The 11,449-nt window shown below is 62.5% G+C and carries 11 protein-coding genes; all 11 read left to right on the forward strand.

The window, feature by feature from the left end:
* The first annotated feature begins 4 nt into the window (after positions 1-4).
* The 11 genes from LDZ27_RS20100 (at position 5) to pqqE (ending at position 11,449) form a co-directional block, all read left to right on the forward strand.
* Entirely contained in the window at positions 5-724 is a 720-nt protein-coding gene (locus LDZ27_RS20100; protein ID WP_244816614.1) for a HisA/HisF-related TIM barrel protein, read from the forward strand.
* A gap of 599 nt (positions 725-1,323) precedes the next feature.
* Complete coding sequence (locus tag LDZ27_RS20105; protein WP_370653380.1) at positions 1,324-2,595, forward strand: IS256 family transposase; 1,272 nt, start codon at positions 1,324-1,326, stop codon at positions 2,593-2,595.
* A gap of 215 nt (positions 2,596-2,810) precedes the next feature.
* Positions 2,811-4,106: a formylmethanofuran dehydrogenase gene (locus tag LDZ27_RS20110; RefSeq protein ID WP_244817271.1), complete on the forward strand. Its 1,296-nt coding sequence runs from the start codon at positions 2,811-2,813 to the stop codon at positions 4,104-4,106.
* Positions 4,103-5,812: a formylmethanofuran dehydrogenase subunit A gene (locus LDZ27_RS20115; protein ID WP_244816615.1), complete on the forward strand. Its 1,710-nt coding sequence runs from the start codon at positions 4,103-4,105 to the stop codon at positions 5,810-5,812. Before LDZ27_RS20110 ends, LDZ27_RS20115 begins: the two co-directional genes overlap by 4 nt.
* Positions 5,813-5,817: 5 nt before the next feature.
* Positions 5,818-6,759 (forward strand): formylmethanofuran--tetrahydromethanopterin N-formyltransferase, encoded by a 942-nt coding sequence (gene fhcD / locus LDZ27_RS20120; protein WP_244817272.1) that lies wholly within the window; start codon positions 5,818-5,820, stop codon positions 6,757-6,759.
* Positions 6,756-7,577 carry a formylmethanofuran dehydrogenase subunit C gene (locus LDZ27_RS20125; protein WP_244816616.1) on the forward strand — a complete coding sequence of 274 codons (822 nt, stop codon included), beginning with the start codon at positions 6,756-6,758 and terminating at the stop codon, positions 7,575-7,577. Before fhcD ends, LDZ27_RS20125 begins: the two co-directional genes overlap by 4 nt.
* A 62-nt stretch (positions 7,578-7,639) precedes the next feature.
* Complete coding sequence (locus LDZ27_RS20130) at positions 7,640-8,209, forward strand: cytochrome b (protein ID WP_244816617.1); 570 nt, start codon at positions 7,640-7,642, stop codon at positions 8,207-8,209.
* Positions 8,210-8,240: 31 nt separating this feature from the next.
* On the forward strand, positions 8,241-9,161 hold the full coding sequence (gene pqqB, locus LDZ27_RS20135) for a pyrroloquinoline quinone biosynthesis protein PqqB (protein ID WP_244816618.1): 921 nt from the start codon (positions 8,241-8,243) through the stop codon (positions 9,159-9,161).
* Positions 9,162-9,206: 45 nt separating this feature from the next.
* Complete coding sequence (pqqC, locus tag LDZ27_RS20140) at positions 9,207-9,941, forward strand: pyrroloquinoline-quinone synthase PqqC (protein WP_244817273.1); 735 nt, start codon at positions 9,207-9,209, stop codon at positions 9,939-9,941.
* Positions 9,938-10,246 (forward strand): pyrroloquinoline quinone biosynthesis peptide chaperone PqqD, encoded by a 309-nt coding sequence (pqqD, locus tag LDZ27_RS20145; RefSeq protein WP_244816619.1) that lies wholly within the window; start codon positions 9,938-9,940, stop codon positions 10,244-10,246. The genes pqqC and pqqD overlap by 4 nt, the downstream gene beginning before the upstream one ends.
* 12 nt (positions 10,247-10,258) lie before the next feature.
* Positions 10,259-11,449 carry a pyrroloquinoline quinone biosynthesis protein PqqE gene (pqqE, locus tag LDZ27_RS20150; protein WP_244816620.1) on the forward strand — a complete coding sequence of 397 codons (1,191 nt, stop codon included), beginning with the start codon at positions 10,259-10,261 and terminating at the stop codon, positions 11,447-11,449.

Raw genomic sequence — 11,449 nt, forward strand, 5'->3', positions numbered from 1 at the left:
ATCCATGCAGGTGATACCGGTTCTTGATCTGCTCGACGCTCACGCGGTGCGCGCGGTGCGCGGCGAGCGGTCGCGCTATCGTCCGATCGAGTCATCGTTGTGCGCGACGAGCGATCCGCACGATGTGGCCCGCGCGCTCGTTGCCGCGACTGGCGCTTGCACGTTGTACGTGGCCGATCTCGGCGCGATTCTCGGGCGCGGCGCGCACATCGGCATGCTTGCGATGTTGTGCGATTCACTCGGCGCGGGCGTCGAAATATGGCTCGACGCGGGCTTCACCGAGTTTTCGTCGATGCACGCGCTCATGCAGGACGTTCTTCGCTCGACGCGATCGGGTCGTCCCGCGACGCTCGTGCCTGTGTTCGGCACCGAGACCTTGCTCGATCCACGCGCACTCGCGCATGCCGGCGCGGCCGGTTATGAGCCGATTCTTTCGCTCGACTATCGGGGAGGACGCGCGCTCGGCGCATCGTGTATCGATTGCGCACTGTGGCCGTCGCGGGTGATCGTCATGACGCTCGATCACGTTGGCGCTGCGGGTGGCCCTGATCTCGTCACGTTCGACGCTGTCCGTGGTCTTGCCGGTGGCCGCTCGGTGTTCGGGGCGGGCGGCGTGCGACATGATGAAGATCTTCGCGTTGTTGCGCAGCGCGGCGCGCAAGGGTGGCTCGTTGCTTCTGCTCTTCATGATCGGACCTTGCTCAGGGTTTCTTCGTTTTTGTGAGACTCAATATTTATGCCAATGGGTTTTGATTGTTCGTTTCGTTTCGTTTCTTTCTTTGTTGCGTGACAGTGTGTTGCACTCGTGTTGCGGTTTTTGTTTCGGTGCTTAGTTTTCATGTCGGTCTATTGGCGTTGCCCCTCCCCGGGGCGGGGGTCACTTTCTTTGCGGCTGCAAAGAAAGTAACCAAAGAAAGCAGCTTTTCAGCCCGGAGCATGGAATGTGTGAGTAGCTCGCGAAGAAGCATTGGCACTCGGTTAATAAACAGCCTTGAATGACCTTCCACGCCCGCTGAGCGCCACGTCCTCCGAGCCCTTTGGCTCGTTAACACCACATCCTCGTTTTGCGCTTATGCCTTCGGCCCCGTCGCTAGTCAGCGACGGACGTCCATGAATTGCCTGTCGCTATGGTCTTGCTCGCGCGGGAAGACAAGCACGCATACCTTCGCGAACCTTCGGTGTTATCGAGCCAAGGGGCTCGCAGGACGTGGCGCTCAGCGGGCGCGGAGAGTCATTCAAGGCTCTTTATTGATCTGAGTGCCAATGCGGACCTATCCGTAATTCCGTGGGCGAGGCATATCATGAGAGGTAAAAGTCATGGATATGCCGATGAAGAAGAAACGCACCGTCGCGTCCCAGGCAGCGGCCCGCGGGCCGCTGCCTGAGTTGCCTGAAGCGCTGCTTGATGAGCTGGTGAAGGGTCCGATGACGCCCGGTGAGGTCCAGGACCTGATGCTGGCGTTCAACAAGGCGCTCATCGAACGCGCGATGGGCGCGGAAATGAGCATGCATCTGGGCTACCGGCCCGGCCAGCCCAAGCCTGCCGAGCAGACCAATGAACGCAACGGCGCCAGCGGCAAGACCGTCATCACCGAGCGCGGCGCGGTGCGGGTCGATCTGCCGCGCGACCGTGAAGGCAGCTTCGAGCCGATCCTGATTCCCAGGCACGAGCGCCGTTTCGCGGGCTTTGACGAGCGCATCATCGCCATGTACGCACGCGGCATGAGCGTGCGCGAGATTCAGGCATTTCTGGCCGAAAGCTATGGCACCGAGGTCTCACCCGATTTCATCAGTTCGGTCACCGATGAGGTGATGGCTGAAACGCTGGCCTGGCAAAGCCGTCCACTCGAGGCGATGTACCCGGTGGTGTTCTTCGACGCGCTGCGCGTGAAGATCCGTGGCGACGGCGTGGTGAGCAACAAGGCGGTGTATCTGGCGCTGGGCATTCAGGCCGACGGCCAGCGCGACGTGCTCGGCCTGTGGATCGAGCAGACCGAAGGCGCGAAGTTCTGGCTGAAGGTGTTCAATGAACTGAAGACCAGGGGCTGCCAGGACATCCTGATCGCGGTCGTCGACGGCCTGAAGGGGCTGGCCGAGGCGATCGGCACAGCGTACCCGCGCACGGCCGTGCAGACCTGCATCGTGCACCTGATCCGCAACAGCCTGGAATACGCCAGCTACAAGGACCGTAAAAGCGTCGCCGCCGCGTTGCGTCCGATCTATGGGGCGGCCAGCGAACAGGCCGCGCAGCAGGCGCTGGAGGCCTTTGCCGAAGGGCCATGGGGCGCGAAGTATCCGACCATCGTGCAGTCATGGCGACGGGCATGGGAGAACGTCACACCGTTCTTTGTGTTTCCCCCGGCGATACGCCGGGTGGTGTACACCACCAATGCCATTGAGAGTCTGAACATGCAACTGCGCAAGATCATCAGGACGCGCGGCCACTTCCCCAACGACGAGGCCGCCATCAAGCTGCTTTGGCTGGCATTGCGCAATGTGCTGGCGAAGTCGGTACGGGCGGCATTTGACTGGTCCTCCGCCATGAACCAGTTCGCTATTCTGTTTGGAGAGCGTTTTACCAACGCACGCGGGTAACTCCGCTAACCGCCTCGCCCACAAAAACGCGGATAGGTTCGCCAATGCCCTTCCGCAAGCTGCACACGCACTCTCTGCTGCGGGCTAAAAAGCTGCTTTCTTTGGTTACTTTCTTTGCAGCAGCAAAGAAAGTGACTGCCGCCCCGCACAGGGGCAACGCCAATAGACCGCCACGAAAACTAAGCACCAAAACAAAAACCGGCATACACATTGCTATAAACGCCCACTCCGAGCCAAAGAGAAACAAGCTCAGCACCGCCGTGCAAAAAACCTGGACCTGTCCATTCTGCCCGCTGCTATGCGACGACATATACCTGACCGTCACAGCCGACGCACGCCTGGCCGCCACGAACACGTCCTGCCCGCGGCTCGCGCAATCGCTTGCGCGAACAAGCGCACAAGATGCAGACCGCAAGCCGACGATCGATGGCCAAGCCACCGATCTCGCGTCGGCGCTCTCGCAAGCCGCGCAGATTCTGTCGCACGCACGGCAGCCGCTTTTCGGCGGACTGGCAACCGACGTGGCCGGCGCGCGCGCACTCTTTGAACTCGCCGCTCACAGCGGCGCCATACTCGACCATCTGCACGGCGACGCGCTCTGTGCGGCCACACTCGCGCTGCAAGACCGCGGCGCGCTCTTCACGACACTCTCGGAAGTGCGCTCGCGCGCCGATCTCATCGTCGTGTTCGCATGCGAGCCGTCGCGCCGCTATCCGCGCTTCTATGAACGCATCGACACGGCGCTTCGCGATGTCGACATCGTCTTTGTCGGATGCAACGTCGATCCAGCTGCCGGCACGCACACCGACGCCACGCTGCAAAACGCCGATGCCTTCGATACGCTCGCACTCTGGTCCGCACTCGTCGAAGGCCGCAAGCCCGATGCGTTCGCGGATACTGAAACGGCGCGCACGCTGCAACGTCTGATCGATCGCATCCGCGCAGCGCATTACACCGCGCTCGTCTATGAACCCGCCGCGCTGCCCGGCCCGCATGCGGCGCTCGCGATCGAAGCGATTCATCGCATCGTGAAGACGATCAACCGCACCGTGCGCGCGGGCGCGCTCGCACTCACGGGCGACGACGGCTCAATGTCGGTGAATCAGGCGGTCACGTGGCTCTCGGGCTTTCCGCTGCGCACGCGCGTCGCCTTCGGCTTGCCGCTCGACTACGATCCGCATCGCTATGACACGCATGCGCTCATGCATCGACGCGAAATCGACGCCCTGCTATGGGTGTCGAGCTTCGCGCCCGAGCCCTTGCCCGCAGCGCTCGCCGACGATACGCCCGCCATCGTGCTCGGTCATCCGGCGACGACGCTCGACGAACGCGCGGCGCCGACCGTCTTCATTCCCGTCGCGACGCCCGGCGTCGATAGCAGCGCGCATCTCTTTCGCATGGACACATCGGTTGTCGCGCCGCTCGTCGCCGCGCGCGATGTCGGCTTGCCGACCGTGTCCGCCGTTGCGAGCGAACTCGTAAAGCAGCTTCGCGCAAGGAGGCCCTCATGAGCGTTGCGCGCTTGAGAGGCGGCACGCTTTACGATCCGACGAACGGCATCGACGGCGAGCGGCGCGATATCTTCATACGCGATGGCCGCATCGTCGAGGACATGGCAGCCGAAGCCATTCCCCCCGAGCGCGACTTCGATGCGAGCGGCATGGTGGTCATGGCAGGCGGCATCGATCTGCATTCGCACATCGGCGGCGGAAAGACCAATCTCTCGCGTCTTCTGCTACCGGAAGATCATCGCAACGATGCGCGCGCAATCGCGAACAGACCCGGCGAAGGCCGCTACATGCGGCTGCCTTCATGCGGCACCTGCACGCCGGGCACGCTCGCGACCGGCTATCGTTATGCGGAAATGGGCTACACCGCCGCGTTCGAACCGGCGATGATCGGCTCCAACGCGCGCCATACGCATCTGGAAATGGGCGATACGCCGATCATCGATCACGGCGCCTACGTGATGATGGGCAACGACGAACTGTTCCTGCAGATGCTCGGTGCGCGCGAAGACTTCCAACGCATGCGCGATTACGTCGGCTGGACCATCAACGCGAGCAAGGCGCTTGGCGTGAAGGTCGTGAATCCCGGCGGCATCTCCGCGTTCAAGTTCAACCAGCGCTCGCTCGATCTCGACGAAGCGCATGTGCATTACGGCGTCACACCGCGCGATGTGCTCAAGACGCTCACGCGTGCGCTCGCGGAGTTGCGCGTGCCGCATCCGCTTCATGTGCATGCAAGCAATCTCGGCGTACCGGGCAATGTCGCAACGACAATCGGCACGATGGATGCCGCCGAAGGCTTGCCCATCCACCTCACGCATATCCAGTTTCATAGCTATGGCACCGAAGGCCCGCGCAAGTTCTCGTCGGGCGCGCGCGCAATTGCCGAAGCAGTCAATGCGCGGCCCAACGTGAGCATCGACGTCGGCCAGATCATGTTCGGACAAACCGTCACGGCTTCCGGTGACACGATGATGCAGTTTCGTAACGCTCCGCTTGCGCGTCCGCGCAAATGGGTGCTCGGCGATATCGAATGCGACGGCGGCTGCGGCGTGCTGCCGTTTCGGTATCGCGAAGAGAGCTTCGTGAATGCGCTGCAATGGATCATCGGGCTGGAGATATTCCTGCTCGTCGACGATCCGTGGCGCGTTTCGATGACCACGGATCATCCGAACGGCGCGCCGTTCACGAGTTATCCGCATCTCATCCGGCTGCTGATGGACAAGTCGTTCCGCGACGAAAGGCTCGCAACGCTCGACGCCGACGCCCAAGCGCTGAGCGTGCTCGGCGGCATCGAGCGCGAGTTCTCGCTCTACGACATCGCGATCATCACGCGCGCAGGCCCGGCGCGTCTGCTCGGACTCAAAGATCGCGGACACCTCGGCGCCGGCGCGGCGGCCGATATCGCCGTGTATCGCGAGGACGCCGACCGCGAGCGGATGTTCACGTCTCCCGCCTATGTTCTCAAGGATGGCGAACTAATCGCACGCGATGGAACTTTACTGACGACGCCAACGGGCGGCATCCATTACGTTCAGCCGGACTATGACCGCGCAATCGAGGCGCGCGTGCGCGAATTCACGCAGGCGAATCTTGCGGGCCGCTTCGACAACGTCGCCATCGGCGAAGACGAAATCTGCGCATGCTGCAACGGCGGCAAGCTCTTGCCGGTTGCATGTCTGGCAGGCCATGGAGCGAATCGGCCATGACCGTCATGCGCATCAACGGTACGCAAATCGACGATACCTTCGCCGAAGCCTTCCCGATGAAGGCGACGCGTCTCGTCATCACCGCGCATACGCCGGTATGGGCGCGTCACGCGGCCAATTCGTTGACGGGCTTTGCAACCTCCGTGATCGACTGCGGATGCGAAGCGGGCATCGAGCGCGATCTCGCAGGCGACGAAACGCCCGATGGACGGCCGGGCGTATCGGTGCTGATGTTCGCGGTGTCGTCGAAAGAGCTTGCAAAACAGATCGCGCGGCGCGTCGGGCAATGCGTGCTGACGTGTCCGACAACGGCCGTCTATGGCGGCATCGATCGTGCAACGAGCCGCGCGCCGCTTTCCGACAACGCCCCGCTCGGCGCGGGCTTGCGCTTCTTCGGCGACGGCTTTCAGATATCGAAAGTGCTCGGTGCCACGCGCTATTGGCGCGTGCCGGTCATGGACGGCGAATTCGTCTGCGAAGAGTTCACGGCCACGGTCAAGGCCGTGGGCGGTGGCAATCTGCTTTTTCTCGCAAGCGACGTGGACAGCGCGCTAGCCGCCGCCGAAGCAGCCGTCGATGCCATGCATGCGCTGCCGAACGTCATTACGCCGTTTCCCGGCGGCGTCGTGCGTTCAGGCTCCAAGATAGGCTCCAAATACGCGGGCGCGACTGCATCCACGAACGATGCGTTTTGCCCGACGCTCGTCGGCTTGTCGAGTAAGAGCGAATTGACGCCCGAAGTCGCGTGCGTACTCGAAATCGTGATCGACGGTCTCACGGATGCGGACGTGAGCGCCGCGATGACAGCGGGCATTGCGGCGGCGACATCGTTGGGACATGCACGCGGCGTCCTTCGCATTTCGGCGGGAAACTACGGCGGCAAGCTCGGGCCTTATCACTTCAGGTTGCATGAGTTGGCGGCGGGCATCGCGGGGAGCGGCGCATGAACGCCATTACGTTGCGCGTAAAAAATGCGCCAGGCTTTCGCGTCGATGCGTCGAAATTACTGCCTCACGCTCTAGCGGAGTTGTCGCTTGAGGCATTGGCGCGCCTCACGTTGCAAGGGCATGGCGAGACATGCGCGTTAGGCGATGTATTCGACATCGCGCAAGCGGATGCACAAGCGCCGTCGCTTGTCATCGAGGGCGACGCGCGATGGCTGGATCGGCTGGGCGCGTCGATGAGCGAAGGCACGCTCACCATCCACGGCGATGCGGGCGATTGCGCTGGCATCGGCATGACAGGCGGCGTCCTCGCGATACAAGGGAATGCCGGCGATTTCGTCGCTTGCGAGATGCAAGGCGGCCGCGTAACGGTGCACGGCAACGTCGGGGACTTTGCAGCGGGCGCGCTTCCCGGCGACATGGAAGGCATGAACGGCGGCGTGCTTGCGGTGCACGGCAGCGCTGGCGCGCGTCTTGCAGATCGCATGCGGCGCGGCACCGTGATGATCGGCGGCGATGCGGGCGACTTCGCGGCATCGCGGCTCATTGCGGGCACCGTATGCATCGCGGGACACACGGGCGCGCGCGTCGGCTATGGCATGCGGCGCGGCACGGTCGTACTATTGAACGCGCCACCCCGCATGGAGCCGACATTCACCGAAGGCAAACGCGGTTTCGACGTCTTCTGGCTTCTACTCACGCGCATGCTCGCCCGCGAACGCGCGCCGTTTGCGACGCTCGACGGCAAAGCTTTACCGAGGCGCTATGCGGGCGATCTCGCCGTGGACGGACGGGGGGAATTGCTTATCGCCAATTCATGAAGGGACGAGAACAATGGAGTTGTATTCGGCGCACGAATGCCCTTTGATCGAGGAGGCACGCCATGACTGCTGCGCGGACTGCGGCCGCGACGCAAGACGAAACGCGCGTCGCACACGAGCACTTCGCGCGGCCGCTCATTGCGCTGCACTGGATCATCGCGGTCTGCATCATCGCGATGCTTTGCATAGGCTTTTATATGGTGGGCTTGCCGCGCGGAATGGCTTTCAAGTCGACGCTCATCAACTTCCACAAGTCGCTCGGCATTACGATTTTCCTGCTGGTGCTGATCCGCATCTTGGTACGCCTGGCCTATGGCCGGCCGCCTCTGCCGCCGATGGGAGCGTGGCAACGCGCCGCCGCGAGCACCACGCAGGGCCTTTTATACGTCGGCATGATTGCCATGCCGCTTACCGGCTACCTCGGTTCGTCGTTCAACAAGTTCGGCACGCGCCTCTGGGGCGTGCTTCTGCCACAATGGGGATGGGACGACAAAGCCATGCGCGAGCTCTTCTTCGGCATCCACGGTTATCTTGCGTGGATCATGGCCGCACTGGTCGTTCTGCACTTTCTCGGCGCGATGAAGCATCAACTCATCGACAAGGACGGACTCTTGAGGAGGATGTGGCCATGAGCCGCGCATCGTGCCTCATCGGAGGCGCCGTATGAAGATACGCGTGCTCGGTTCTTCGGCTGGCGGCGGCTTTCCGCAATGGAACTGCAATTGCCGCAATTGCGACGGCGTGCGCCGCGGCACGATTGCGGCGCGCGCGCGCACGCAGTCATCCATTGCCATCAGCGATAACGGCGACGACTGGCTGCTTGTCAACGCATCGCCCGACATACTCGCGCAGATCGCGGCGAACCCCGAATTGCAGCCCGCGCGCCGCGTGCGCGACACCGGCATCGCGGCGGTCATCACGATGGATGCGCAGATCGATCACGTCACCGGCCTTCTGATGCTGCGCGAACGCGGCACGCCGTTGCCGCTCTATACGACCGACGCCGTATGGCAGGACCTGTCGACGGGCTTTCCGATCACGTCGATCCTCTCGCATTACTGCGGCGTCGAGCATCGACGTATCGCGCTCGATGGCGCCGCGTTGAAGGTGCCCGAGTTGCCGCGCGTCAGCATCCATGCGCTGCCGCTATCGAGCAAGGCGCCGCCCTACTCGCCGCATCGCGAAGCGCCCGAAGCCGGCGACAACATCGGACTCATGTTCACGAACGACACTACCGGCAAGCGCGCGTTCTATGCGCCGGGGCTGGGCGCGCTCGAACCGCACATACTCGATGCCATGAACGCGGCGGACCTTCTGCTCGTCGATGGCACCGTATGGACCGACGACGAAATGATCCGACTGGGTCTCACGAAGAAGACCGGCGCGGACATGGGTCATCTCGCGCAAAGCGGCGCGGGCGGCATGATCGAAGTGCTGGATTCGATCGAACGCCCCGACGTGCGCAAAGTGCTTATCCACATCAACAACACGAACCCGATCCTGATCGAGGACGGGCCCGAACGACGCATGTTGTCGGAGCATGGCATCGAAGTCGCGCACGACGGCATGAGCATCGAGCTATGAAGATATCGCGGAGAATCATGAATGCCTGACAACGCTTTTGCGCCGATGCTGAACCCCACGACCGGCCCGCATTTCACCGCATTGAAGGAGCCGGGCCCCGCGTGGACGCGCGAGCAGTTCGAGGAACGGCTGCGCAAAAAGGGCACGGCGTATCACATTCATCATCCGTTCAACGTGAAGATGAATAGCGGAGGATGCTCGCCCGAGCAGATACGCGGCTGGGTGGCGAACCGCTTCTATTACCAGATCAATATCCCGCTCAAGGATGCAGCGGTGATGTCCAATTGCCCCGATCGCGAAACGCGTCGCCGCTGGGTGCTGCGCATACTCGATCACGATGGCTATGAAGGCCAGCCCGGAGGCATCGAAGCATGGGCGCGCCTCGGCGACGCAGTGGGCCTTTCGCGCGACGATCTCTGGTCGCTCGATCTCGTCACACCCGGCGTGCGCTTCGCGGTGGATGCCTATGTGAATTTCGCGCGGCGCGCGCCGTGGCAGGAATCGGTGTGTTCTTCGTTGACGGAAATGTTCGCGCCGCAGATTCACAAGGACCGGCTCGCGACCTGGCCCGAGCATTACAAGTGGATAGAGCCGGATGGCCTCGCCTATTTCCGCTCGCGCGTATCGCTTGCGCAGCGCGATGTCGAACATGGGCTCGAAGTGACGCTCGCGCATTTCACGACGCGCGAAGCGCAACAGCGCGCGCTCGACATCCTGCAGTTCAAGCTCGACATTCTTTGGACCATGCTCGATTCGATCGAAAAGGCCTTTCCGTCATGAGCGACACGAATCCCACACAGCGCGTGAGCGAAGCGGTCGCGGCGCCCGACGATTCATTGCAGCCGAAGCTGAAGCGCCTCTTTCGCCTGCAATGGGAACCGGCGCAGGATGCACACGTGCTGCTTTATCCCGAGGGCATGGTGAAGCTCAATGAGAGCGCCGCGCAGATTCTCTTGCGTTGCGACGGCACGCGCGATATTCCCGCGCTCATCGCCGATCTCGAAGCGGCGTTCGGCGCAAGCGGCATCGGCGACGACGTCCGCGCGTTCATCGCCGGTGCGCGTTCGCGCGGCTGGCTGGAGTAACGAGGCACGAGCATGACCGATCTATCCGAACCCATCGCGAAGCCGGAGCACGAAGGCGTGGCCATTGCGCCGCCTCTGTGGCTGCTCGCCGAACTGACGTATCGCTGCCCGCTGCACTGCGTGTTCTGCTACAACCCGGTGAACTACACCGATCACGCACGCGAACTCGACACCGCGCAATGGCTCGACGTGCTGCGTCAGGCGCGCGCGCTCGGAGCCGCGCAACTCGGCTTCTCCGGCGGCGAGCCGCTCTTGCGCGACGACCTCGAAACACTCGTCGGCGAAGCACGCAAGCTCGGCTTCTATACGAATCTCATCACGTCAGGCATCGGTCTTACCGACAAGCGTCTCACGGCGCTCAAGGACGCCGGCCTCGATCACATTCAACTCTCGTTTCAGGACTCGACTCAGGAACTCAACGACTTTCTCTCGAGCACGAAGACTTTCGACCTGAAGAGGCGTGTCGCGAATCTCATCAAGGCGCATGACTTTCCGATGGTGCTCAATTGCGTGCTGCATCGCTATAACCTGCCGCATATCGGCCGCATCATCGATATGGCGCTCGCAATGGGCGCGGAATATCTCGAACTCGCCAACACGCAGTATTACGGCTGGGCGCATGCGAACCGCGCGCAACTCATGCCGACTGCCGAGCAATTGCAGGAAGCGGAAGCGGTCGTCGAGCGCTATCGCAAGGAAATCGGCGACAAGTGCAAGATATTCTTCGTCGTGCCGGATTACTACGAGCGTCGCCCGAAGCGCTGCATGAACGGATGGGGCTCGGTGTTTCTCGGCATCGCGCCGGATGGCGCTGCGTTGCCGTGTCATACGGCGCGTTCGCTGCCGGGCCTTTCGTTTCCGAACGTGGCCGACATGCCGCTCAAGGACATCTGGTACGAAAGCGATGCCTTCAACCGTTTTCGCGGCTTCGGCTGGATGAAAGAGCCGTGCCGCAGTTGCGACGAGAAGGCCATCGATCTCGGCGGCTGCCGGTGCCAGGCGTATCTGCTGACGCAGGATCCCGCGAATGCCGACCCTGTCTGCGACAAGTCTCCGCACCATGAGCGCGTGATCGAAGTCGTGCGTGCCGCTTCGCAAAGGCAGGAGCCGCGCGAACAGCCGATCGTGTTTCGCAATGACGCGAACGCGCGGCGCATCGCATCCGAGCTTCGAAACAACGATTCGGACATCGAAGGAAAATAG

Origin of the sequence: Caballeronia sp. Lep1P3, from assembly GCF_022879595.1 — a bacterium.
Lineage (GTDB): Bacteria > Pseudomonadota > Gammaproteobacteria > Burkholderiales > Burkholderiaceae > Caballeronia.